This window comes from Alteromonas sp. S005, from assembly GCF_036864475.1.
Classification (GTDB): Bacteria; Pseudomonadota; Gammaproteobacteria; order Enterobacterales; family Alteromonadaceae; genus Alteromonas.
The window spans coordinates 1-26,038 of the sequence record NZ_JAZETN010000014.1; the positions used below are offsets into that span (position 1 = coordinate 1).

Consider the following 26,038-nt stretch of genomic DNA (forward strand, 5'->3'; position numbering starts at 1 on the left):
TCGCGGTTTTTTCTTCTTGGCATATCTCTTGATTCTCTTGTAGGATAATTGATACCGAAAGTGGTCGTACCAGAAGGTTGTAAATGTATCTACAGGGAGAGAATCGATGAAAAGTGCATTAGTTGTAGAAGGCGGCGCTATGCGCGGAATATTTGCGGCTGGCGTACTTGATAAATTCATGGAGCAAGACTATTACCCCTTTGATTTCACATTAGGGGTTTCCGCTGGTGCGACAAATTTGTCGACTTACGTGTCTAAAATGCAAGGTTTGAGCAAAACCATTATCACCCAATATGCAACGAAGCGAGAGTTTTTCAGCCCGCTTCGATTCATAAAAGGGGGTCATATGACAGATGTACATTGGCTATGGCATCACTCAAAGCAATCAATGAACATTCCCGCTCCGGGTGAAAATAGCAGCATGCCTCTGTACGTAGGGATTACGAATGCAGAGTCGGGTGAATGTGAATTTATTCAAGCCAAAGAAGATAATATAGACGAGTTGATGGTAGCGTCTTGTGCACTACCCACTGCATATCGAGATGAAATAATCATTAACGGTACGCGTTACCTGGATGGCGGAGTTGCAGATGCAATACCTGCAATAAAAGCTTATGAAATGGGCGCAAGGGACATTACCGTAATACTTTCTCAGCCACTTGGGTTTACCAAGCCTGAAGTAAAATCAACCTGGTTAATGCAAAAAATGTATGGAAACCAGCCTGCGATCCTTGAAAAGATGCTCCAGCGAGCAGCCATTTATAACGAAACGCTAGATTTTCTAAATAATCCACCAAGTGACTGCAACATCAAAGTAATTGCGCCAGACGAGGCTTTCAGCGTAAAACGCCTAACTATGGATAAGAAAAAATTGTTAAGGGGCTATGGTCAGGGTAGACGTATGGCCAGACGTTACATTAAAGCCCTCGACCCTGCGATAAATCAGAAGTCTGCATAAACTTTGGCCCGCTAAATATGTAGCGATTCAGCAACAGTAGAGACAGAAAGCTTGGATTTATCCAGGCTTTTTTGTTTATAGATTCAAAATGCTTGTTTCTCAGTGGGTTATAGTGTTGCAAATTGACTACATAATTCTAGTGGATTTATCCATTTTTAAGCTATCGCGACCAGTATTTTTTTAGTCGTAACACCCCTACCAAAGCTCCAGTTGTTTTTATCACTACAGCACCAAAAATTAACGCTTAGCGATCACCTTCATAACCATCTGATATTTAGAAACTTTAAGTAAAGCTTGAATAGTTGTGTGTAAACTTTTCACTTAACTTGCAAAAGTTTCATAGTATTGGTCTGTATTTTGCTGAAACTTTTAAGGTAAAGTTATACGCGTTCATATATTGTAGTAGCGCAAGCTGGATTGCAGACACGTTATGTCATATGTTTTTTTAAGAAAGCGATATTTTGAAAAAACATCATAAAAAACAATATATATAAGCTCTACCACACTACATTGACTGTGTCGTGCGCTACGCAGATAGCGCTTAGCAATAATAAAATGATATACAACTTTTATGTATGCAGCATAATACTTAAGGCTACTTTTTCTTGCTATGCATAGATGTGGGCAAAGAGACGTGGCAGTATTTGAGAATAATTAAAAAAAGCAAAATAAAACGTGCAATTAGCGAAGCAAAAAATCTCAATTGGATTGGTAAATCCAAAGAATCCGGTGAATGTTGCGTCGATCCTTCGTGCTGCAGGGTGCTATGGCGTCGCGAGCGTATTTTATACGGGTCAGCGTTATCGATTTGCAAAAGACTTTAACGCAGATACAAAAGCGTTTCATAAGGTTATCCCGACAGTTGGCGTTGAAAACTTATGGGATGTTGTCCCAGAAGGCGCATCTGTTGTTGCAGTAGAACTCGTCGAAGGCGCAGAAGCTTTACCGACGTTTGAACACCCAGAAAACGCCTTTTATATCTTAGGCCCAGAAGATGGAAGCGTGGGCGAAGATGTTTTGTCATGGTGCGATCACGTCGTTTATGTACCCACTTATTCGTGTATGAATTTGGCGGCAACGGCCAATGTTTTACTGTATGACCGTCTATCAAAGTCTGAGTATGTAAGTGGGGATGCACTTATCAGACAAAGCCGAGACACGAATAATAAAACAAAGATTAGATAACGACTTAATTACTAATTTAGAAAAATATACCTAAGGCTACTGCTGCTAACAGGAAGTTACCCACGTGCCAAACAATAATTTAAAATTAGGGGACTTTTGCGTTGAAAACTACAATAAGCGCTGCTCGTGCGCTAAATAGTGCAGTGACTAACAAGTTAAACCTGTTACCGCAACAACTACTAAAAGCATTTCCACGTCGGTTGTCGCTTGAAGAAAGTATTTCCAACTTCTTTTTTAGTCGTTATGAACTTGTTATAGCAAACGAAGACAATGACAAACAAGTGAGCTATAAAACTCGTCACAAAGTCTATTGCGAGGAAATGAACTTCGAGCAACAAAATGCCGCTGCCATTGAAAAAGATAAGTACGATGATCGCGCAATCAATTGTTATATCAAACACCGGCCTACCGGTGAATGCGCAGGTACAATTCGGCTGGTATTGCCAACAGAAGCTGGACTGTCGTTACCTTTAGAGGAAAAGTGCGTTGAAGCATTTGAGGATAGTTCTCTTCTACCTTCTAACTGCGACCCGTTAAGCGTGTGTGAAATATCAAGATTGGCAATCCCAAGAGAGTTCAGAGTTCGTCAAATGCGTGCTAAAATTCTACCGTCGAAAAAGCTTGAAAAAATAAAGCGAAAGAAGAGTACGCCATTTAATGTAGAGCACTTTCCATACCTTTCTATTGCGCTGTATTTAATGGCAACCAGCATTTGCCAACACCTAAATGTCAAGCACGCATACGTTTTGATGGAGCCAAAGTTAGCACGAAGAATGAAAGCATTTGGTATTCATTTTAATTCGGTAGGCGACGCAGTAGAGTTTAACGGTAAGCGTGTGCCTTACAGGCTATCGCCACAGGTGTTATTAGAGGACTTAGCAAAGCCTCTTAAAAATTTTCACACGAAGATCAATAACGAGCTTAATAGTGCCTTAAAAGCTATTGAAACCCTTCCATCTCATACCGCTCTTCCAACGCAGAAACTATTGCGAGTGGCGCAAGCTGCCTAAAATTTAACGTCAAATTATTAATTAGCCGTCCCCTTGGACGGCTTTTTCGTTTCTGAATACGTATGCATGTTTTTTGACATACCTTTAACGCGTATCCTGTTGGCATCATTTACAATTTTGTCACGAGTACTATGGTTAATAAAAAGTCAGGTTTTTCTCTTAAGGCAATATCTGTTGCTATGCTTTCATTGGGTTTAATGGCGTGCTCTGGTCCAGCGCCGTCAACAAATAACCAAACGCAAGGTAGCGAAGGGAGTAAGCCTTCGACGCCAAGTCAACAGAGTGATATGTCAACGCATTCTCAAAAAAGTGAAAGACAAGGGAAACCTGTGGTCTATCAGGTATTTACTCGACTATTTGGAAATACTAATTCTACAAATCAGCCTTGGGGTACGATTGAGCAAAATGGCGTAGGCAAATTCAGCGACTTTACCCCTAAAGCCCTTGAAGCCATAAAATCTTTAGGCACCAGCCACATTTGGTATACCGGTGTGCCGCATCACGCCGTAATCAACGATTATACTGACTTCGGTATATCAAATGACGACCCAGATGTAGTGAAAGGACGTGCAGGTTCCCCATACGCTGTAAAAGATTACTACAATGTTAATCCTGACCTGGCTGATAACCCAGAGAAGCGGCTAGAAGAGTTCGAAGCTCTGATTGAAAGAACACATGCTGCGGGAATGAAAGTTATTATCGACATTGTTCCTAATCACGTTGCCCGCGATTATCATTCGCTCTCAGCCCCTGAAGGTGTAAGTGATTTTGGTGCGAAAGACGATACGTCTGTTGAATATGCCAGAGATAACAATTTCTATTATGTTGTTGGAGAGTCGTTTAAAGTGCCCACCGCCGACAACTACCAAGTTCTCGGTGGCGAACCTCACCCACTTTCAGACGGTAAGTTCGAAGAGTTTCCTGCTAAATGGACAGGGAACGGTGCAAGAGCAGCGCAGCCAGATATTAATGACTGGTATGAAACGGTAAAGGTGAATTATGGCGTTAAGCCAGATGGCACTTATGATTTTCCCTTACTACCTAACACATACAGTCAAAAATCTATTGAAGAGCATGCCGCGTTTTGGCAAGGGAAAGATCTTCCAGACTCGTGGTACAAATTTAGAGACATTGCCCATTATTGGATTGATAAAGGCGTCGATGGATTTCGTTTTGACATGGCCGAGATGGTACCAGTAGAGTTCTGGTCTTTTCTCAACAGCAGCATTAAGCAAAAAGCACCTGATGCTTTCTTGCTAGCAGAAGTTTACCAGCCTGACAAATACAGAGATTACCTCCATAAAGGCAAAATGGACTATCTCTACGACAAAGTAGGGTTTTACGATACGTTAAAAACAATCATGCAAGGGCAGGGAAAAGTGAGCGATCTCGTGGCTATTCATGAGGAAATTAGCGATATTGCACCACATATGCTGCACTTCTTAGAGAATCATGATGAACAGCGTATTGCGAGTCCTGACTTCGCGGGTAGCGCTGAAAAAGGCAAGCCAGCGCTTGCTGTGAGTGCGCTTATAAGTAGTTCACCAACGCTCCTTTATTTTGGACAAGATGTAGGCGAAGACGGAAGTGAAGAGACAGGATTTGGCGACCCAACGCGTACGTCTATTTTCGACTATGTTGGCGTTCCCGCCCACCAGCGATTTATGAATGATGGCAAATTTGATGGAGGTCAATCTACGAAAGCTGAAATAGATCTGCATAACTTTTACGAACGCGTAATGTCTATTGCCGCTAGTAATCCAGCCATTATTGGTGAGTACCGCAGCCTTCATGCGCTCAATCTAGGCGTCGAAAATTCGGCGTATTCAGAGCAGCAATTTATATTTACTCGCGTGCAAGGCGAGCATGGTTTTGTGGTTATCGCAAACTTCAGTGAAAAACCTACGGGACAAATGGAAATGACTGTTCCGGCTGGTGTGATGGGTGTAAGTAGTAAAACTATTAGCCTTGAGCCACTTCTCTCTCATGACGGCATTAGCTTAGAAAAGGACGATGTTAACTACAAAGCCTCGTTATCTCTAAATGGCCTAGAGACGAAAGTATTTGCCTTCTAGTTAATGGTTAGCGCTATTAACGAAAACTAATATTAAATTTTTATCAAAGCGAGACGCCATGGGTATTGGCATGGTGTCTCGTGAATACGTATGCAGAGCATTGGTCAGTTTGCCTATGCAATGTAGTATCTCGATATTATCTTGCACTTAACGTATTTTTAACATCGGTGTTTCTATGTTTAATCGTAACCGCGTAACTAATGGTATTTTTCCATCACGCTGTGTTTCGCTCTCACTTTTTGTCGGCGCTGCTACACTTTTGCCTGCAATTTCTGCTTTTTCTTCACAAGAGAATAGCCTAAGTGTTTATCCGCCTAACTGGTGGGCAGACATGCAACATACGGAAGTGGAACTGATGATTTTTGGCAAAGACGTTGCTGATGATGAAGTTTCCGTGTCCGAAGGGAGTGTGCAAATAAAACAAAGCAGGGCACTTGACAGTGAAAACTATCTTTTTGTAACGCTAGATATTGCCGACGCGAGTGCGCAAGAATTGGTGTTATCATTAAAGGACGAGGACGGTAGTTCGCGAGACATTCATTATTCATTGGAAAAGCGTGCTGAAGGTTCGTCAGCGAGGGAAGGTTTTGGGCCAGAAGATGCCATCTACCTGATTGCCCCCGACCGATTTGCCAATGGCAGTGTGGAAAATGACAACATTGAAGGGTATCAAGATAAGGTAGATAGATCTTTTAAAGGTGGCCGTCACGGTGGTGATATTCAGGGTATTGCTAACAACATCGACTATATAAAAGAGATGGGGTTTACCCAAATATGGACAATGCCAATGCTTGAAAACGCAATGGAGAAGTACAGTTATCACGGCTACTCTACCACTGACTATTACAATATAGACCCACGCTTTGGCTCCAATGATGCGTTTATTGCGCTAAGCAATAAGGCCAACGAAAACGGTATCGGCGTTATCATGGATATGGTGCTTAATCATATCGGTAGTGAGCATGTATGGATGGAGGATACACCATCTTCTGATTGGATAAACAATAACGGACAGTTTGTCGGTACTACCCATAAGCGTGAATCGCTTCACGACCCTCACGCCATAGCAAGCGATATTAATGGGTTTCGCGACGGTTGGTTTGTACCAACAATGCCAGACCTGAACCAGCGCAACCCACATTTAGCAAATTATTTGATTCAAAATGCTATTTGGTGGGTAGAAACCGCAAATCTGAGCGGCATACGAGTAGACACTTATTCATATCCTGATAAAGCGTTTTTAAGTCAGTGGACTAACCGTATTATGAAGGAATACCCTAACTTCAATATTGTTGGGGAAGAGTGGTCGGTAAACCCTGCTATTACAGCTTACTGGCAAGCAGGCAGTCAGCGACACGATGATTACGATAGCGCGTTGCCTTCCGTGATGGATTTCCCTCTTCAAACTGCTGTTGTTGAAGCGCTAAATAGCGATGAAAGTTGGAACTCTAGTTTTACTTCAGTTTATGAGACATTAGCCACAGATTTTTTGTATGGTAATCCAAATAATCTGGTTGTCTTTCCTGATAATCACGATATGAGCCGAATATTTACCCAGTTAAACAATGACAAAGCTAAATGGAATATGGCAATGACGTTGTTTTTAACAACACGCGGTATACCCCAAGTGTTCTACGGTACTGAGATTTTGATGGGAAATGAGGGGACTGAAGACCACGGTATTATTCGCGCTGACTTTCCTGGCGGGTGGCCATCAGATAGCGAGAAAAATGCGTTTAACGGAAAAGGGCTTTCTGATGACGAGCTGTGGGCGCAAAAGCGCATAAAAACCTTATTAGCTCTGCGTCAAACTCACCCTCAACTATTTAAAGGTGAGCTTAAGCACTACGCGCCCGTTGACGGTGTTTACACGTATTTTCGAGTGGCCAATGATACAGCACAGAAGCTTATGGTTGTCCTTAACAAAAAATCGGTAATTTTACCTTTAGCGAAGTACGCTGAGGTAATAGGTACTGATGTATCACTAACACGTATCAGCGACGGTCAAACATTTAGCGCGTCTGAAACCTTAAGCCTTCCAGCTATGTCGGCTAATGTTTTCATCGTGCAATAACCGTATTATTTATAGTAAAACAATAAACAGAGCAAAATATGCAAGCAACTCAACCACGCCTTTCTTTTTGGCAAATATGGAATGTCAGCTTTGGCTTTCTGGGTGTTCAATTTGGTTTTGCACTGCAAAACGCAAACGTCAGTCGTATCCTATCGGATCTTGGCGCAGACCTTCATTCACTATCGCTATTTTGGCTTGTAGCGCCCATTATGGGCTTGATAGTACAGCCGATTGTTGGCTCGGCTTCAGATAGAACGTGGAACCGGTTGGGTCGCCGTCGACCGTTTATACTTGCTGGGGCAATAGCTGCAGTGGTAGGCATGATATTATTACCTAATGCTCCGATCTTCGTTGCCTTCTTAGCACCTATGATTATGGGCGCTTTAATGGTTGCCCTGATGGATGCCTCGTTCAATGTATGTTTTCAGCCGTTTCGCTCTTTGGTATCAGATATGGTGCCTGCGTCACAACGCAACGTGGGTTATTCAATTCAGTCGCTTCTTATCAATATAGGTGCGGTTATTGGTTCTATATTGCCGTTTGTACTAACCAATGTTGTGGGCCTAGAGAATACCGCTCAGATGGGAGAGGTTGCGCCATCGGTAATGTGGGCATTCTACATCGGCGCTACTGTACTATTAGGTACAGTCATTTGGACCGTTATACGCACTAAAGAGTACGCGCCAGAAGAATATAGTCGCTACAAGGGTCTTACCGATGAAGAACCTCTACATAAAAGTGAACCTAAAGCACCGCTTGGTCAGCGCTTAGGTGAATTTTTCATTCTAGTAAAAAACATGCCAACCACCATGAAACAACTGGCTGTGGTTCAGTTTTTTTCTTGGTTTGCGCTTTTTATAATGTGGGTTTACACCACACCTGCTATTACTCAACATATTTGGAACGTAGACAAGCAATGGTTTGACCCCGCTTATATCGCCGCTGCACCCATGGTGCCTGAGACTATTGTTATGGCAAAAGGTGCTGCTGGTGACTGGGTAGGTATTCTTTTCGCTGCATATTCTGTGTTTGCTGCTATTTTCTCTATTTTCTTAGCGAAACTAGCAGATAAGTTCGGTCGTAAAATGGTCTACGCTTCGTCTTTAGCGCTAGGTGGCTTGAGCTATGTAAGTTTCTTATTATTTCAAGACCTCACGATGGTTAATGTCAATCTGCTTATTACTGAGGTAACAGTGCCATTAGGTGCGGTTAAATTACTTATTCCAATGGTAGGTGTAGGTATTGCGTGGGCGGCAATTCTTGCTATGCCTTACGCCATGTTAGCCGGCGCATTACCAGCGAATAAGACGGGTGTTTACATGGGAATATTTAACTTCACCGTGGCTGCGCCACAAATTGTTTCAGGTCTAACTGCTGGGTGGATCTTAAGCAGTGTGTTCGACAACGATGCCAAGTACATTATTGTTGTTGCAGGTATTTCTATGCTAATTGGTGCGGTGTCGGTCTTCTTTGTGAAAGAGGCAGATAAACAAGAACTTCAAGCAGAACAGGGAGCTTAATATGTTATTTAAACGTTCAGCAATTGCATTAACGTTGGCTGGTTTGTTTTGCACAGCATGCAGCAGCACGGCGACATCGTCTTTAGATAATAACGAGATGTACACCGAACAAACGATTGTGGGTACCAGCACGCCCTTTGCCAGCGAAGCCGTGTACTTTGTAGTAACAGACCGCTTTGTCGACGGCGATCCTTCGAATAACCACGAAGGCCAGGGTGGCGATCATCCTACCTGGCAGTTGCCGCTGGAAGGGCCGGACGGTAAGAAAGCCTATGTTGGTTATATGGGCGGTGACTTACAAGGCATCTTAAATAACGCGGATTACATCAAAGATATGGGCTTCACGGCGGTTTGGATGACCCCAGTACATGATAATCCTGACTATGCGTTTAACGGCGACGAGCCTATTACGTACGGTGGCGCATTTAAAGATGGCGGGAAAACTGGCTATCACGGCTACTGGGCTACTAACTTTTATAAAGCTGATGAACATTTGATTAGCGACGATTTGAGCGTAAGTGACTATACTGCAAAGATGCGTCAGCACGGTCTTAAATCAGTGTTTGATATTGTTGCAAATCACGGCACCCCAAGTTTTACCATGGAAAAGGACTTACCGGGCTACGGGGAAATATATGACATAGATGGAAATCTTGTTGCTGATCATCAGAACCTAGCACCTGAAGACCTTGACCCTGAAAACAATCCGCTACATAGCTTTTTCCATAACTATCCAGATTTAGTAAAGCTTTCAAACTTGGATGATGAGAACCCAGAGGTACGTGATTATCTAATTAACAGTTACCTTTATTGGATATCGCAAGGCGCCGATGCATTTAGGATAGATACCATAAGGCACGTGCCACATTCATTTTGGCGTGAAGCGTCTGACCGTATTCGTAAAGAAAACCCAGACTTCTTTATGTTTGGTGAAGCCTTCGACTACGAAGCCAACAATATAGCGCAGCATACGTTACCTAAAAATGGTGGCGTAAGCGTTCTAGACTTTCCTATGCAGAAAGCCATGGTAAGCGTGTTTGAAAAGCCGTTGGAAAGTGATTTTGCAGACTTAGAAGAGGTGCTACACCTTACTCACGGCCCTTATAACAACCCCTATGAACTCACCACCTTCTATGACAACCACGATATGGCGCGCATTAACGCGACAGATGAAGGATTTATAAATGCGCACAACTGGCTGTTCACCGTTCGAGGTATACCGGTTGTTTATATGGGCTCTGAGATAGGTTTCATGCGCGGTACGGCTGAACATGCTGGTAACCGTAACTACCTTGGTCAGGAACGTATCGATAAGGCTAAGAATCATGCTATTCAACAGGCTTTAACCAAAATTGCCAATGTGCGTAAACACACTGTAGCCTTGCAGCGCGGCGTGCAGGTAAACCTGGAACTTGGCGGACATCGAGCGGCATTCTATCGCGTTATCGATACTAACGAAGCGCAGCAAACCGCGCTTGTGCTGCTGAACAAGAGTGATGAAGCACAATCATTTGAGGTGAGCAAATTAATGCAGTCAGGAAACTGGGTAGAGCAATTGTCGGGGCAAACCCAGTACGTAGAGAACGGCTCTGCGTTAAGCGCTACCGTTAAGGCTAATGGCGTTCAAGTGTGGGTTCGCAAGGGTAAACCTACTAACCCTGCATTGCTCACTCAAATTGAACATCAACTTGCCCGTCAATAGAAAACAACAAACGCAATATATTTAGAGTCAAAAAAAGCCCCGAGCGTTTAACGCTCGGGGCTTTTTATTCTAGTAACGGCTATTAAAAAAAGGCACAACTTGAGGTCGTTTATTCGCTGCCACAAGATTGGCGTACAATAATGTCGGCAGGCATTAAGTAATCCTCCACCTCTTCATTGTTTATCGCTTTTAATAGCGTATTTACCAACAGTTCGCCTGCGAGTTTTGTATTTTGCTGAACCGTGGTTAGTGAAGGCGTAGTGTAAGCAGACACGGCAATATTATCATAACCCACTACAGCAACATCGTCCGGAACATTCACTTTCGCTTGACGGAGCGCTCGCAAAACACCCATAGCAATAAGGTCTGACGCACAGACAATAGCTTCAGGAAGTTCGCCAGCTTGCAGCAATGACTTGACCGCTTCTGAGCCAGCATCCTCGGTAGAAATGGCGTTACGTTGGACACTTGATTGCGTCAAGCCATGAGACTGTAATGTTTTAAAATAACCATCAAAACGTGCTTTAAATTCCGGTGCGTGCTCGCCGTTGTCACCAATGAAGGCAAACGATGTTTTACCGAGTTCGATGAGATGTGAAGTAATGCTTTGTCCACCTTGGTAATTATCACATCCGATACTTACACCTGGATGGGCTTCATCTGGTGCGCCCCAGCGAACAAAATGTGTACCTTGTGACTCAAGCTGAGCGACTTTGTTCTGATAATCAGTATAGTCGCCGTAGCCTAGCAGTATAATCCCGTCGGCTTTGTTTGAATCTTCATATTCTGCATGCCAGTCGTCTTCCAAGTTTTGAAACGACACGAGTAGGTCGTAGTTCGCTTGCGCACAAGCGCGAGTAATACTACCAAGCATGGCTAAAAAGAAAGGATTGATCATTGAGTCGTCAGACGTAGGATCTTCAAATAAGAGTAGGGCAATTGTGCTGCTCTTTTGTTTTCTTAAATTACTGGCGTTCTTATCTACCTTGTAATTAAGCTCCCGGGCAATGCGCTGAACGCGTTCACGAGTTTCTTGGTTGACTAGCGGGCTGTTGTTGAGCGCTCGCGAGACGGTTGATTGCGAAACCCCTGCCAAGTGGGCAATATCAAAAGAGGTTGCTTTTTCTTTCATAAACACCATGTTTTGCTGCTACGACAATGTTGTCGCCGAATTAGATTACCATATTTTTCGAATAGCGCGCGCTTTTTGCTGTATATGCGCCTAAATGCTAATCAAAATTAATGAAGCGTTACTCATAAAGTAAGTTTCAGCGGGTTTTGTTATGATGGTTATAGTGCGGTTTTTGAGTGGATCGCTCTTAAATCAATCACTTGTTAGGCTTCTTTGAATAAAACATGGTTGAAGTAATTACGAGAGTGTTATACTCAGCGAGATTTTGAAATATTACGTGCATAAGGGGAACAAGCGAATGGCCGAGACTGAACACCGTCCGACCAATTTTATCCGTCAGATCATAGATAAAGACCTGGCTAGTGGTCTACATGACGCTATTAAAACTCGGTTTCCACCAGAGCCGAACGGTTTTTTACATATTGGTCATGCCAAGTCTATTTGCTTGAATTTTGGTATTGCACAAGACTACACAGGGTCGTGCAAGTTGCGCTTCGACGACACCAACCCAGCAAAAGAAGACATTGCGTTCGTTAACTCGATAAAAGAGGACGTTCAGTGGCTTGGATTCACGTGGGATGGCGAAGCGCGTTATTCATCGAATTATTTTGACCAGCTTCATGCATATGCGGTTGAGCTTATTGAAAAAGGTTTAGCTTACGTAGATTTCTCAGCGCAAGAAGTGATGCGCGAGATGCGTGGAACGCTTAAAGAGCCTGGTCAAAACAGCCCTTATCGCGACACAGACGTTGAAACTAACCTACGCGAGTTTGCCAAAATGACGGCAGGCGACTACAAAGAAGGTGAGTGCAGTTTGCGCGCCAAAATCGACATGGCGTCGCCTTTTATGTGTATGCGCGATCCGGTAATTTACCGCGTCAAACATGCACACCATCACCAAACCGGTGATAAATGGTGCGTGTATCCAATGTACGATTTTACTCACTGCATTTCAGATGCTATTGAAGGGATCACGCATTCATTATGTACCTTAGAATTCCAAGACAACCGTCGTCTTTACGACTGGGTTATTGAAAATATTTCAATTGACTGTACGCCTCGTCAGTATGAGTTTTCCCGTCTTAATCTTGAATACACGGTATTAAGTAAGCGACGTCTTATCCAATTAGTTGATGAGAATCACGTAAGTGGCTGGGATGACCCGCGTATGCCTACTATTGCAGGCTTACGCCGTCGTGGCTACACACCAGGCTCTGTGGTTGAATTCTGTAAGCGAATTGGCGTGACCAAAATGGACAACATGGTTGAAATGTCTATGTTGGAAGCTTGTATTCGCGATGATCTAAATGCTAACGCGCCGCGTGCGATGGCAGTATTAGACCCCATTAAGCTTGTTATCGAAAATTACGATGAAGGTCAGACAGAAACACTGGCTGCACCGAATCATCCTAACGATGAGACCATGGGTACACGTAGCATTAGCTTTGGTCGCGAAGTATATATTGAAGCAGAAGACTTCCGTGAGTCGGCGAACAAAAAGTTCAAACGCTTGGTACTAGACAAAGAAGTACGCTTACGTAATGCCTACGTAGTTAAAGCTAATCGAGTTGAAAAAGACGAAGATGGTAATGTTACTACCGTTTATTGTACGTACGACCCAGACACATTGGGTAAAGACCCTGCCGATGGTCGTAAAGTAAAAGGCGTTATTCATTGGGTGGATGCGGCAACGGCACAGGCAGCAGAATTTAGGCTGTACGATCGTTTATTTAACGTGCCTAATCCGGCGGCTGAAGAAAACTTTACCGATGCTATTAATCCTGACTCTTTGGAAATCAAACAGGGCTGGGTAGAAGCAAGGCTTGCTAGTAATGTTCCTGAAGTGGGGGCATGGCAGTTTGAACGTACTGGCTACTTCTGTGTAGATAAAGATAGCACAGACGACAAACCTGTTTTCAACCGCACGGTAGGGCTCAGAGACACATGGGCAAAGATAGGCGAATAATATAATTATTGATTACGCGCTCTATGCTTAAATGAAAAAAACCGCTTAAGTGCAAACTTAAGCGGTTTTTTGTTTAAAGAAGCATGAAAATTAATTGACTACTTTGGCTGGCAATCAAGGGATTGACCGTTCACTTCCTTACTTTCATCACCCATTAGATAGAGATACATAGGCATAATATCTTCTGGTGTTTTAAGTGTTTCCGGGTTTTCTGCAGGAAAAGCTTGTGCACGCATGTTAGTGCGGGTGCCTCCTGGGTTAATACAGTTAAAACGCAGTGTCTTATTCTGATACTCATCCGCCAGAGTTTGCATTACGCCTTCTGTCGCGAACTTAGACACAGCATATGTGCCCCAAAACGCACGACCCTTTCTTCCCACACTCGATGTGGTGAAAATAATTGACGCATTTTCGGCTTTTTCTAATGCGGGAATAAGTGCTTGTGTCATATAGACCATGCCATTAAGGTTGACTTGCATTACGTCTTGCCACTCTTGTGCATCAATATCTTTAAATGCACTTAGGTGGCCTAAGATGCTAGCGTTATGGAGAACGCCGTCTAATCGACCAAACTGGTCTATTATGGTCTGCGTCATTTGTTGATAATGAGAGGGAGTTGCACCTTTTATATCTAAAGGAACAATTGCGGGTTCCTGACCACCCGCGGCGATAATGTCGTCATACACGGCTTCAAGTTTCGACACTGTGCGGCCTAATAGAATACAAATAGCGCCGTGTGCAGCATATGTCTTTGCAGCTTGTGCACCAATTCCATCGCCAGCCCCTGTGATAAGAATTACTTTATCGCGTAGTAAATCCGCTGGTGCGTTGTAATCGTTCATCGTTTTCCTTCAAAAGGTTAATTTTCATCGCGTTGCGTGGGGCTTTTGTGCCCAACTGAGAATATGACCCCAGATCATACCCAGCCTAGCCCACAAGTAAAACAATGAATGAAAAATTCTTCAAACGTAAAAAAAGTTAACAAAAGTAGTTAACAAAACTTTGCAAAGTTGCAACAAAGTCAATAAGATTGAGGAAGATACAACTGGTCTAACATGTTTAAAACTATCAACTACGCCTGTAAAGACAGGGTAGACCAAGCTACTTTTAATAGAGTTAGGTTTTAGACACAGAATAACAACAATGCTTGTAGGGAGTAGAGATGAGAAAACTCGTATTAAGTTCCAGTGTGGCCCTTGCGCTGGGTCTAGCAGGCTGTGGTGGCTCCGATGAAACCCTTTCCGACATTCAGGCCGAAACAGAAGTCCAAACACCATTTTCACGAATTGTTTTTGACCCAGCTACTGGGAACCTAAACATTCCTAATGACCTTCTAATGCTTCCGGGCGACGATGGTTTCTTTGATTACACACTGAACATCCCGGTCGCTGATCCTACTGATTTTGCTGACCCACAAAACGCACTTAATGTGTTAGACGGTTGGTCTACTCAACACCCGTTTGTCATCAACGTAGATACACCTGCCGGCGCATCGCTTGACGAAAGTACGCTAGCGTCTGGCGTACTATTATTTGAGGCGACATTAGGCCTTGACCAAAGCGATCCAGATTGCGCGCAGGTAACCACACCATCAGCAGGATGTAAGCTTGGTGACCAACTTACCTTTGGTGTGGATTATGTACTTAGCCTAGCCGACAGCAACACCATAACGTTTGTTCCTTTAAAGCCGCTTAAACCTGCTCAGGGTTATATGCTGGTTATGACCACAGATTTAAAAGATTCGTCTGGCAAGTCGGTCCAAGGCTCTACAACGTGGGATTTGGTAAGGCAAGATATCAACAATAACCCTTTATCAAGCGACGCACAGCTTCAAATACAGGGGTTAGTTAATTCATTGGTTAACCCTTTGTTGGGTGCCGGTTATGCTCGCGAAAACATCACTTACGTCTCAGCGTTTACAACCCAGTCTATTGCTAATTCACTCGATACCATTAAAAAGGTAATGATAAGCGGTTTTGCTCAACTTGCCGCTGGCGGTGACCCGTCTGCTCCTGCTGCACTTCCTGCGATAACCGTTAGCGATGTTTCTGCTGCGCCAAACGTTATGGAAGCCTTAGGTTTAGTGAATGAAGCTGTAGTTGCGGGTGCGGTTGAGCTAGGTAAACAAGGTTTGCCTGATAATATACAAGCAGCTATTGATGCAACTGACTTTAGTCTACTTGAAACCTGTGCGGGTCTTGCCGGCACTGCATCAGGTCAACTTGCAGCTCAGTGGGGCGCGTTGAACGAATTTGCTGTTGGCGTATCGACAGGCATTCTTGCGCAGGCAGGCCCGTTCTGTGCGGCCCAACGCTATGAAGGTAATATCGCATTGCCTTATTTCTTGGGTGTACCAAGTGCTGAAAACCCATTGGCGCCGGTAAATGATTTTTGGAAAGCGGCGTGTGACAGCGGCATCGTACTTGCTGGCGCACCTCAAGAGCTACTTGCTAATGCTCAGCCTGGCCCGAATGCAGAAATGTGCTCTTCCCTTGGTCTTGCCGATGTTCGCATTAATGGCGAAATGCTTGATAGCGCGAGAAATATTACTAAATTTAACCCTTACCCTCAGCCTACTGGCGGAAATATGGGTACGGAAACACTAGACGTTCAGGTAACTATCCCAGACCCTGCTATTGCAGGCGCTTTAGGCTTCCCAATTAGCATGCCTGAAGCTGGCTGGCCAGTGGTTATTTTGGCCCACGGTATTACCAGTCAAAAAGAAGACATGCTTGCCATTACTGGGACCCTATCTCTAGCAGGTATTGCATCAGTGGCCATTGACCAACCCTTACACGGTAGCCGAGGCTTCGACCTCGACGGTGACGGTACTGATGACTTAAACGCTACAAGCGTAAGCGCAACGCATTATATGAACCTTGCCAGCTTGCCAACGGCGCGCGATAATTTACGTCAAAGTGTTTCTGACTTGCTAGGTCTGCGTTTAGGGCTTAATGCTGTGGTAGATACGACAGCAGCACAGAACGTTAAGTTTGATATGTCTCGTGTGTCTATTATGGGCGTGTCATTAGGTGCCATAACTGGTGGTAACTTTGCTGCAGTGGCAAATACATCAATGGGCGGTGATTTAGCAGCACTTGATGGTATGTTTGCTGTTAGAGAAGCGTCTCTTGAATCGCCAGGAGGCGGTGTAGCCCAATTCCTATTAGAATCGGCTGCTTTCGGTCCTCTAATTAAAGGCTTATTGCTTTCACAGGCGTCAGAAGACTTTGTCGCTTTGCTAAATCAGCTTTATGAGACAACTGATGTCAGTGAAGAGCAGCTTAGTGCGGCGGTTGCGATTTTTGAAGAGAATCTAACTGCAGAGCAAGCAGCTGAAGTAAATGCAGTATTTGCCGAATTTGCATTCGCGGCGCAAACTGTGATGGACGCTGGCGACCCAACTAACTATGCGCAAACTCTGGGAAGTAATACACCTGTTCACATGATGACGGTTGTAGGTGACGGTAGCGAAGAAAACTTACCAGACCAGGTAATTCCAGTTTCGACTGCGTTACCTCTTTCTGGTCAGCTACCGTTAGCGGCTACAATTGGTCTAGAGCAAGTGACTACTACTCAAGGACCTGGCACAGATCCAATTAGCGGTCTTGTTCTGTTTAATAGCGGTGCACATGCTTCTAGTTTGAGCCCAGCGGCAAGCGCTGCGGTAACTACAGAGATGCAAAAAGAAGTGGCAGGTTATATTGCGTCAGACGCGCTAGCACTTCCAATTTCTGATGAGAGCGTTGTTGCAAACTAATCACATTTAGTTTCTACGAGAAAGCAGTGTTACAACTGCTTACATTTTAACAAGTGAAAGCCGGCTTCAACGCCGGCTTTTTTGTCTTTATAAGTCAAATGTTATTTGAATGCATTTAGGTGTTAATGTAATGTAAATGAAAGGTCCGATCAGTTTTACTGATACTAAAAATTAACGTGTTGGGCAGAGCTTTCGGCACGATAAACCGGACTTATTCTTTCATCATTAGGGAACCTTTGCGATGACCAATCAAAACACATTTACTGCTAAGCGGACGCTAATTGCACTTTCACTTGCAGGTCTACTAACCGCTTGTGGCGATAACGACAATGATTTTTCAAATATAGAGCAACCAGCGCCGCCAACGCCTACCACGCCTGAGCCTGCACCCACACCTATTCCTGCTTTTGCGCCGGACGGTAGTCTGTCGGCTGACGTGACGTGGACGACCTACGGTGTACCACACGTAAAAGCGGATAATTTAGAAAGTATGGCATATGGTGTAGGTTACGCCTTTGCGAGAGATAACCTGTGCGTACTGGCTGACCAAATTGTTAAGTACAATTCTGAGCGAGCCAAGTTTTTTGGCCCAGACCAAGTGCCGGGTAGCGGCGACTCAGAGCACCTAATCAACGACTTTGGCTTTTTAACACTTGGCATCAGAGAGCTCGCGGAAGAAAATTTATCGCGTCTGTCTGTAAATTCCCGCGCAATGTTTCAGGGCTATACGGCGGGTTATAACAAGTATTTGAGTGAAACGCCCTTAGAAGACCAAGACCAGAGCTGTGCAGGACAACCTTGGGTCACAGAAATTGATAGTGTCGATCTCTTAACTTACTCACTTGGTGTAGCGCTTCTGCCTGGTGCAGCTAACCTCTTAGGGCCAATGTTTATTGCCGCGCCACAAGGAGAGAGTTACCTACCAACACCAGCTGCGTCATCAAGTGAAGTTGCCTCGTCATTTAAAATTACGCCATCAGTGGGCTTGCCTGATAGAAACCCGCAAGAAATGGGTTCTAACGGGTGGGGGTTAGGTAGTGATAAAACGACGAATGGAAAAGGAATGGTTTTGGGTAACCCTCATTTCCCTCATACCGGAAACTTGCGCTTCTGGAACTTCCATGCTCAAGTACCCGGCCATCTCAACGTAACAGGTAGTTCTCTTATGGGTTTACCTGGTGCAGTTAACATCGGTTTCAATGAAAACGTAGCGTGGACCCACACATTTTCTACAGCAGAGCATTTCGTTGTGTATCAGCTGACTCTTGATGAAAACGATGCATCAGGCCTTACCCATGTGGTGGATGGAAGCAAGCGTACTATTTATGAAAAACCACTTCAAATTGATGTTGCGGTAGGTGGCGGGCAAACGATCAAATTGAATAAGACGGCCTACTACACTAACTACGGCCCAATGATTGAAGTCCCAGGTAACTTCGATTGGAACACTGACAATGCGTTTGCCATCAAAGACGCTAACCTGCCTAATTTTGATGTTGTTGATCATTGGCTAGCTATGAATATGGCCACATCAATGGATGAGTTTAAGCAGGCGTTCAAAGACTATGATGGGGTTATTTTCAATAACACCATGGCGGCGTCGGCAGATGGCCAAGTATTTTACATCGACGACTCTACCGTACCAAATTTAACTGAGACGGCAATTGAGCAATTAACAACTAACCCGTTGCTTATTCAAACGAAAGCCGCCGCTGGCTTTACGGTATTACCGGGCAATATCTCTCAATTCGACTTTGAAGGCCCTGTTCCCTATGAAGAGGCGCCGAAATACGAAGGCACAGACTCGGTTCAGAATTCAAATAATAGCTATTGGTTAACAAATTTAGACTCGCCCATTGTTGTCAGTAATCCACTGTTTGGAAGTGTAGAGAATCAACAGTCTTTGCGTTCACGTATGGGGCAGCAGTTTATTGAAAACGAAGCTGGGAGCGACGGTACTTTCACACCTGAAGAAGTTGAAGGGCTACTATTAAATAACCGAAGCTATCTAGCAGAAAATATATTGCCATCTTTGCTTGAACTATGCGCAGAGCAGGGTGATATGCCAGTAGAAGTAGATGGAGCAAGCGTTGATGTATCGCAAGCCTGTGCCGCCCTAGAGGATTGGGACGGAACAATGAACCTTACGAGTACTGGCGCGCACGTTTTCAGGGAGTTTGCCTTTCAGTTTAACCAAGCTCCCCAGTGGGAAGTACCGTTCTCTCTTGATGCACCTGTTACTACGCCATCAGGTTTAGTTCAAAACACCACCACCCTTGAGCAATTGGCACGAGCTACACAAGTTATTGAGCAAGCCGGGGTCGCATTTGATGCCCCGCTAGGAGAAGTGCAGTTCGTCGAACGCAGCTTACCAGATGGCTCAGCCTCAGGTGTTAAGCTACCGTGGGCTGGAGCACATAATATTGAAGGTGGCTTTAACGTATTTGATGTTAGAGACAGTAGAAACGGAACCCAGTTGCCAAGACATAGCTATGAAACAATAAACAGTAATACGGCAATGAGTGCTGAAGCTGGGGGCTATCATATTAACTATGGCACAAGTTGGGCAATGGTTATCAACTTCACCGAAGAGGGGCCAAAAGGCCGAGGTATATTAACTTACTCACAGTCTCGTAAGTTCGGCAGTGAGCATTTCTTAGACCAAACACAACTTTACTCTACGCAGCCTACGCTGCGGGATATCTATTTCACAGATGAAGAGATTGAAGCAAACAAGATAGAGCAGGTTAACCTATCGTCAGACTAAGTTGAGACTGGTATTATAACGTAATTACATCAGCGGCTTTGCCTTATATCGGGTACGGCCGCTCTTTGCGTTGTGGGTAAACAATACTGCTTACCCGTTTAATTTACTAGGAGTAAAGTTTGGAGTTTTTGTACGAATACGGTTTGTTTGTTGCCAAAGCAGTAACGTTAGTTGTCGCCTTCGTTGTTGTTGTATCAACCATTGTTGGTGTAGCGAGTAAGCAGAAACAGGGGAAAGGACAACTTGAAATCGTTTCTATATCTGAGCAGTTGAAGGACATCACAAACTACGCGAAAGAAGTTCTGTTAGATAAAAACGCGTTAAAAAAGTTAGCTAAAGAACAGAAAAAAGAGGCAAAAGCGAAGAACAAAGCTAAAAACAAAGCGAAAGAGAACGAAGAAGATACTGAAAAATCTCGCTTATATGTTATCGACTTCAAAGGGTCAATGGATGCCAATGAAGTCGAACACTTGCGTGAAGAGATCACTGCAATATTATGTGTTGCTAACAAAGAAGACGAAGTTTTGGTTCGCCTTGAAAGTGGCGGTGGCGTGGTACATGGTTACGGACTTGCTGCGTCGCAACTACAGCGTATCAAAGAAAAGGGTCTTAAATTGACCATTGCTGTAGATAAAGTTGCGGCAAGCGGTGGCTATATGATGGCGTGTGTTGCCGATAAATTGTTGGCGTCACAGTTTGCGTATATCGGAAGTATTGGTGTTTTAGCTCAGCTACCAAACTTCAACAAGTTACTAAAGAAAAACGATATAGAATTCGAACAGCATACCGCGGGAGAGTTCAAACGCACGCTAACGATTTTCGGTGAAAATAACGATGAAGGTCGAGCTAAATTCAAAGAGGAAATTGAAGATATCCATGTGCTCTTTAAAGATTTCGTGCAAAGTCAGCGTCCGGAAATGGATATAGACAAAGTAGCGACTGGTGAATACTGGCCAGGAATTAAGGCTAAAGCGCTTGGTTTAGTTGACGACATCACCACTTCAGATGACTATATTCTTTCGCATTACCCAGCACGCGAGATTTTTAGCGTTAAGTATGCCGTGAAGAAAAACGTCGCCGAAAAGCTTGGTATGTCGGCAGCGAGTGTGGTTGAACGTGTGTTTATGAAAACGATGAGCAAAGCACGTCACTGGTTTTAACACCCACAGGCCATCTGTGTTTATTACGATGTATCAAACTACATCGTTAATGGGCAAAGATGGCCGTTTAACTTCTAATCGACATAAGATAATAAAAAGAACATGGCACGGCATACTAAAAACGATATATTAGATGCGGCGGAATACTTGTTTTCTCAAAGCGGGTTCACCCAAACCTCGATGCGGGAAATAACTGCTAGAGCAGAAGTAAATTTAGCGTCGGTAAACTACCACTTCGGTAGCAAGAAAAACTTAATTCAAGCCGTGTTTAAGCGATACTTTGACGAGCTTATGCCGCAAGTAAAGGCTTGCTTAGACGCTCTCCCACCTATTGAAGGCGCCAAAGGCGTTGAGCAGCTCTTGTATTCGCTTATCCCTCCCATGTTAAACCTTAATGCTATCTCCGAGCAGGGCACTGCCACCTTTGTAAAACTACTTGGCCGGGGATATAACGAAACACAGGGGCACTTGCGTAAGTTTTTGATGCATGATTATGGCGACTGTATACGCGCCCTTGTAGATGCTATTAGACGCTGTTTACCTGAACTTCCTGAGGAGGAGCTGTTCTGGCGACTACATTTCGCGATGGGAAGTTTTGTCTTTTCGATGGCATCAAGTCAGGCACTAACGGAAATTGCTGAGTCTGATTTTCATAAGCACGTAGATATAAAAGAAGTCATCCAGCATCTTGTCCCATTTGTCGCACAGGGACTTGCCGGCAAATAAATTATTTAGTTAATAATTGAATAAAACACTAGCCTCCAAAATGGAGACTAGGCATAGTGTGAAACAGGCTTGGTTTGAAAGGCTTGCTGGAACTAACGGGGAAGGGTTGCGCCAGGTGCTTCAGCGTTTAGCTTCTCTGCCCAAAAATCCTTAACTGAAAACCCTGATTTTTTAGAAGCAGATGCTTTTTTCTTAGTAGGCTTGGCTGCTGCCTTAGTCTCGCTTTTCTCTTTTTTTGTTTCTGTTCCTTCAGGCGAAGTCGGCGCTAGCGATTCTGTCATTTCCTGAAGTTGTGCTAAACGCATATTTTTGCCGCCATCTACGCTGTACCATCCGCTCTTACTTTCGATAGACGGCGCTTTGCCATTAGCTTTTTTATAGGCTTCAGTGAAAGCCGCGATAACTGCATCTTTGTCTAAGTTTGCCATGCTTTTTTGCTCTTTATTTTGTTAAGATGACGAACGTTTTTGACTTGTAATACTAATAAGTGACGACTGATTAATTAAAACACAATGCGCTATCGATAAAGCGAATTAAAAAGTAGGTATTGCTTTCAGAAACCCTTCTTTTTTCGCTTTCCCGCGATAAGCGTTTGTCGACTTATAGGTGTTATACGAAACGTTCGCGTATTTTATAGCGTTTTTTTAACAATTTGTCTAACTTTCAACCGGAGGACTTGTGTCTATTAGCCGCCTAGAACTACAAAATTATCTTGATGGAATGTTAAGGGTTAGCGAAATCAGTGATTATTGCCCCAATGGTCTGCAGGTCGAGGGGACAGGCAATATTGAGAAAATTGTGACAGGCGTAACTGCATCTCAGGCTTTAGTAAATGCGGCGATAGAAGCAAACGCCGACGCGCTTATCGTGCATCACGGCTATTTTTGGAAAGGTGAATCGCTGGCTGTGACTGGCATGAAAAAGCGCCGTCTTTCTGCTTTACTAACCAACGATCTAAATTTGTTTGCTTACCACCTCCCTTTAGATGTTCATCCTGAATTTGGCAATAATCGCCAACTTGCTTCGATTCTAGATATTCAAAATATCAGCGCAGTTACTGGCGTTAAACCTGTGGGAGTTGTTATGCAAGGAAACTTCGAGGAACCAATTGAAGGCTTGGCTCTACAAGCTAAATTGCAGCAGTTGCTGGGACGAGATGTGCTGATAGAAGGGCCTATATCAAAACCAATTTCAACCCTTGCATGGTGCACTGGCGGTGGCCAAGGATTTATAGAACAAGCAGTCGAGTTGGGTGTAGATGCATTTATTACTGGTGAAGTATCAGAACAAACCGTGCATACAGCTAGGGAAATGGGGATTACGTTTTTTGCGGCCGGCCATCATGCAACCGAACGCTACGGCGTGAAGTCTTTGGGCGAGCATATTAAGCAGCAATTCGACGTGTCTGTTGAGTTTATTGACATCGACAACCCGGCATAGCGAAGTTTGTAGTTTATGAACAACGATCGTATCTTCGACGGTATCGCAGAAAAGTTCTCAAACAATATTTATGGAACGACCAAGGGTAAATTGCGGCACTCATTATTATGTGATGTTCTTGAACCTTATTTAAAAGCGCCTGTTCGCGTTATTGAAATAGGTGGGGGCACAGGTGTAATGACGGCTCATATAGCAGCAAAAGGGCATTCTGTCGTTCTTACGGATGCGTCAAAGGATGTACTTGAACAAGCGGAATCTCTGCTTTCTGGCGCGCCGAATATAAAAATTCGGCATCAGTATTTACAACAATTAGAAGACCTAAACGATTTCGACTTTGTAGTTTGTCATGCGGTTCTAGAATGGCTAGATGCTCCCTTTGACGCCATAGATTTTATATATAGTAATATGAAACCCGGTGCACGTTTAAGCTTGAGCTTCTTTAATCAAGATGCGAACTTATTTGCTAACGCCATCTACGGCAATTTTGATTATATAGCCAAAGGTATGAAGGCGAAAAAGCAGGTTAGACTAAACCCTAACCAGCCGCTTAGCGCGATGCGTGTTGTCGAACACTGTGAATCGTTGGGTTTTAACATACTGGATAAAGCGGGCGTTCGCTGTTTTCATGATTATATGCGCGATATTACTCACCAAAGTAGCAAATTTGACGACCTGCTTGCACTTGAAAGGCAGTATCACAAGCAGGAGCCTTACTTGTGGCTAGGTAAATACTTCCAACTCATTCTTGAAAAGCCACAAGTCGGTTGAGGTTACAGGCAGCTCTAATGTATTTGGGGTGACTAAAAAGTTGCTTATAGGGTATTCTCACCGGAAAGGATGTTTTTAAGGGTCGCTCCCGCGATTTCATTTAATGCCTCGTAAGTGAAAAAGCCTTGGTGCCCGGTTATTAATACATTGGGGAAGGTTGTTAAACGCTGAAAAATGTCATCTTGTATGATTTCCTGTGAGTGGTCACTGAAAAAGAGTTCAGACTCTCTTTCATAAACATCTAGCCCCAAATAGCCTATTTGTTTCGATTTTAGTCCTTTTATAATGGCAGTGTCATCAACAAGCCCGCCGCGAGAGGTATTGATGAGCATCACGCCTTTTGGCATTTTCGCTATGCTGTCGGCATTGATTATATGATAACTTTTTTCATTAAGCGGGCAGTGCAACGTCACTATAACGCTTTGCTCTAACAGCGTATTTAGCGGAACATACTGCGCTCCCATAGCTTTTACATCATCGTCTTGGCTTGGGTCGAAACAAAGAACCTTGCACCCAAACCCCGTAAGTATGCGAATAACGGCTTTACCAATTTTCCCTGTACCTATAACGCCAACGGTTTTGCCGTGTAGTGTGAACCCCATTAATCCATCTAGGCTAAAATTACCTTCTCTCACGCGATTATAAGCCTTATGGATTTTTCGGTTTAAGGTAAGAATGAGAGCGAGCGTATGTTCAGCAACCGTTTCAGGGCTATATGCAGGCACGCGACTTACTGCTATGTCAGCTTCAGCCGCAGCGGCAATATCTACATTATTATAACCAGCACAGCGTAATGCTATGTGTTTAACACCGCAGTCTTTTAGCACCTTGATGGTTGCTGAGTTCACATCATCGTTCACAAATACAACCACATCGCTAAATCCCTTACAGCTTATAGCAGTTGATGGGTTAAGCGGGTGTTCAAAGAAGCAAGCTTTAATACTTTGACCATCAGAGTCATTATGATTTTTTAACCGTTCCGAAAATATCACCTGCTCGTAAGGGCGTGTACTGAAGAAGACGATATTTTTGTCACTAAGGTTGCTTTCGTTTGAGTGCGCTTTTTTGCATGAAGTGACTTTCATTTTTGTATCCAGCGGTTATTGCACGATAAATATATCAATGCGCAATAACTTAGCACGGTGCAACATAAAGTGTGTAGACACAGATCAATAAAATCAAGAGGGCGCAATTAATGTTAAAACACCCTTTTATCATCGGAGCGCTTATGTAGGATTTACGCCACTAAAAGTTTAACAATATCGTTTTCAATGGCTTCAGGTTTTACGGTAGGTGCATAGCGCTTAAGCACTTTACCTTCCGCATTAACCAAGAACTTAGTGAAGTTCCACTTAATGCGTTTAGTTCCCAGCAGCCCAGGAGCGTCGTGTTTTAAAGCTTCAAAAAGCGGGTTTGCATCTGGACCATTTACGTTTGTCTTTTTGAATAGAGGAAACGACACACCGAAATTTACGCTACAAAACTGTGCTATATCACTATCGCTTCCTGGCTCTTGGTGACCAAATTGATCGCAAGGAAAACCCAAAACCTCAAAACCCTTGTCGTGGTATTTCTTATAAAGCGCTTCAAGTCCTTCATATTGGGGGGTAAAACCACATTTGCTGGCTGTATTAACGATAAGTAGCACTTTTCCCTTGTATTGCTCAAGTGTAGTTTGTTCGCCGTTGTTTAACGTAATAGGGTGAGCATAGAGTTCCAAAGTTATATTCCTGTGTTTTTGTTGTCGTTAAGTCTGTTACTCTTAAGTAATGCAAACATGTCTATTTTTCATCTA

19 protein-coding genes are annotated in these 26,038 nt (G+C 43.8%); 14 read left to right on the forward strand and 5 right to left on the reverse strand.

What is annotated here, in order from left to right; genetic code table 11:
• The first annotated feature begins 106 nt into the window (after positions 1-106).
• The 7 genes from V7R55_RS14875 to V7R55_RS14905 all read left to right on the forward strand — a co-directional run bounded on the left by V7R55_RS14875 (position 107) and on the right by V7R55_RS14905 (position 10,524).
• Positions 107-958, forward strand: coding sequence for a patatin-like phospholipase family protein (locus V7R55_RS14875; protein ID WP_334060081.1), 852 nt, complete (start codon positions 107-109; stop codon positions 956-958).
• Between the two features lie 675 nt (positions 959-1,633).
• Complete coding sequence (locus V7R55_RS14880; RefSeq protein WP_334060082.1) at positions 1,634-2,143, forward strand: RNA methyltransferase; 510 nt, start codon at positions 1,634-1,636, stop codon at positions 2,141-2,143.
• Positions 2,144-2,244: 101 nt separating this feature from the next.
• Positions 2,245-3,153, forward strand: coding sequence for a PEP-CTERM/exosortase system-associated acyltransferase (locus tag V7R55_RS14885; protein WP_334060083.1), 909 nt, complete (start codon positions 2,245-2,247; stop codon positions 3,151-3,153).
• A gap of 131 nt (positions 3,154-3,284) precedes the next feature.
• Positions 3,285-5,228, forward strand: coding sequence for an alpha-amylase family protein (locus V7R55_RS14890; RefSeq protein WP_334060084.1), 1,944 nt, complete (start codon positions 3,285-3,287; stop codon positions 5,226-5,228).
• A 175-nt stretch (positions 5,229-5,403) separates the two neighbouring features.
• Positions 5,404-7,302: a glycoside hydrolase family 13 protein gene (locus tag V7R55_RS14895; protein WP_334060085.1), complete on the forward strand. Its 1,899-nt coding sequence runs from the start codon at positions 5,404-5,406 to the stop codon at positions 7,300-7,302.
• A 38-nt stretch (positions 7,303-7,340) separates the two neighbouring features.
• Entirely contained in the window at positions 7,341-8,822 is a 1,482-nt protein-coding gene (locus V7R55_RS14900; RefSeq protein WP_334060086.1) for an MFS transporter, read from the forward strand.
• A gap of 1 nt (position 8,823) precedes the next feature.
• Positions 8,824-10,524: an alpha-amylase family glycosyl hydrolase gene (locus V7R55_RS14905; protein WP_334060087.1), complete on the forward strand. Its 1,701-nt coding sequence runs from the start codon at positions 8,824-8,826 to the stop codon at positions 10,522-10,524.
• 109 nt (positions 10,525-10,633) lie between these two features.
• Here the strand turns inward: V7R55_RS14905 and V7R55_RS14910 are convergent, their stop codons facing one another.
• On the reverse strand, positions 10,634-11,656 hold the full coding sequence (locus tag V7R55_RS14910; protein ID WP_334060173.1) for a LacI family DNA-binding transcriptional regulator: 1,023 nt from the start codon (positions 11,654-11,656) through the stop codon (positions 10,634-10,636).
• 298 nt (positions 11,657-11,954) lie between these two features.
• Between V7R55_RS14910 and glnS the strand changes: the two genes are divergently transcribed.
• Positions 11,955-13,622 (forward strand): glutamine--tRNA ligase, encoded by a 1,668-nt coding sequence (gene glnS, locus V7R55_RS14915; protein ID WP_334060089.1) that lies wholly within the window; start codon positions 11,955-11,957, stop codon positions 13,620-13,622.
• A gap of 98 nt (positions 13,623-13,720) precedes the next feature.
• Here glnS and V7R55_RS14920 read toward each other — a convergent pair whose 3' ends face one another.
• On the reverse strand, positions 13,721-14,464 hold the full coding sequence (locus V7R55_RS14920) for a YciK family oxidoreductase (RefSeq protein ID WP_334060090.1): 744 nt from the start codon (positions 14,462-14,464) through the stop codon (positions 13,721-13,723).
• 320 nt (positions 14,465-14,784) lie between these two features.
• Between V7R55_RS14920 and V7R55_RS14925 the strand changes: the two genes are divergently transcribed.
• The 4 genes from V7R55_RS14925 (at position 14,785) to V7R55_RS14940 (ending at position 22,035) form a co-directional block, all read left to right on the forward strand.
• Complete coding sequence (locus tag V7R55_RS14925) at positions 14,785-17,382, forward strand: VolA/Pla-1 family phospholipase (RefSeq protein WP_334060091.1); 2,598 nt, start codon at positions 14,785-14,787, stop codon at positions 17,380-17,382.
• A gap of 241 nt (positions 17,383-17,623) precedes the next feature.
• A complete protein-coding gene (locus V7R55_RS14930) occupies positions 17,624-20,149 on the forward strand; it encodes an acylase (RefSeq protein WP_334060092.1) in 2,526 nt (841 codons plus the stop codon).
• Between the two features lie 119 nt (positions 20,150-20,268).
• Positions 20,269-21,309, forward strand: coding sequence for a protease SohB (sohB, locus tag V7R55_RS14935; RefSeq protein WP_334060093.1), 1,041 nt, complete (start codon positions 20,269-20,271; stop codon positions 21,307-21,309).
• A 102-nt stretch (positions 21,310-21,411) separates the two neighbouring features.
• Positions 21,412-22,035, forward strand: coding sequence for a TetR/AcrR family transcriptional regulator (locus V7R55_RS14940; protein WP_334060094.1), 624 nt, complete (start codon positions 21,412-21,414; stop codon positions 22,033-22,035).
• Positions 22,036-22,127: 92 nt separating this feature from the next.
• Here the strand turns inward: V7R55_RS14940 and V7R55_RS14945 are convergent, their stop codons facing one another.
• Complete coding sequence (locus tag V7R55_RS14945) at positions 22,128-22,463, reverse strand: hypothetical protein (RefSeq protein WP_334060095.1); 336 nt, start codon at positions 22,461-22,463, stop codon at positions 22,128-22,130.
• Between the two features lie 250 nt (positions 22,464-22,713).
• Between V7R55_RS14945 and V7R55_RS14950 the strand changes: the two genes are divergently transcribed.
• Both V7R55_RS14950 and V7R55_RS14955 read left to right on the forward strand, forming a co-directional pair.
• Entirely contained in the window at positions 22,714-23,475 is a 762-nt protein-coding gene (locus V7R55_RS14950; protein ID WP_334060096.1) for a Nif3-like dinuclear metal center hexameric protein, read from the forward strand.
• Positions 23,476-23,490: 15 nt separating this feature from the next.
• Complete coding sequence (locus V7R55_RS14955; protein ID WP_334060097.1) at positions 23,491-24,243, forward strand: methyltransferase domain-containing protein; 753 nt, start codon at positions 23,491-23,493, stop codon at positions 24,241-24,243.
• Positions 24,244-24,287: 44 nt separating this feature from the next.
• Here V7R55_RS14955 and V7R55_RS14960 read toward each other — a convergent pair whose 3' ends face one another.
• Both V7R55_RS14960 and V7R55_RS14965 read right to left on the reverse strand, forming a co-directional pair.
• Positions 24,288-25,328, reverse strand: coding sequence for a 2-hydroxyacid dehydrogenase (locus V7R55_RS14960; protein WP_334060098.1), 1,041 nt, complete (start codon positions 25,326-25,328; stop codon positions 24,288-24,290).
• A 152-nt stretch (positions 25,329-25,480) separates the two neighbouring features.
• Positions 25,481-25,963 (reverse strand): glutathione peroxidase, encoded by a 483-nt coding sequence (locus V7R55_RS14965; protein ID WP_334060099.1) that lies wholly within the window; start codon positions 25,961-25,963, stop codon positions 25,481-25,483.
• Positions 25,964-26,038 lie beyond the last annotated feature (75 nt).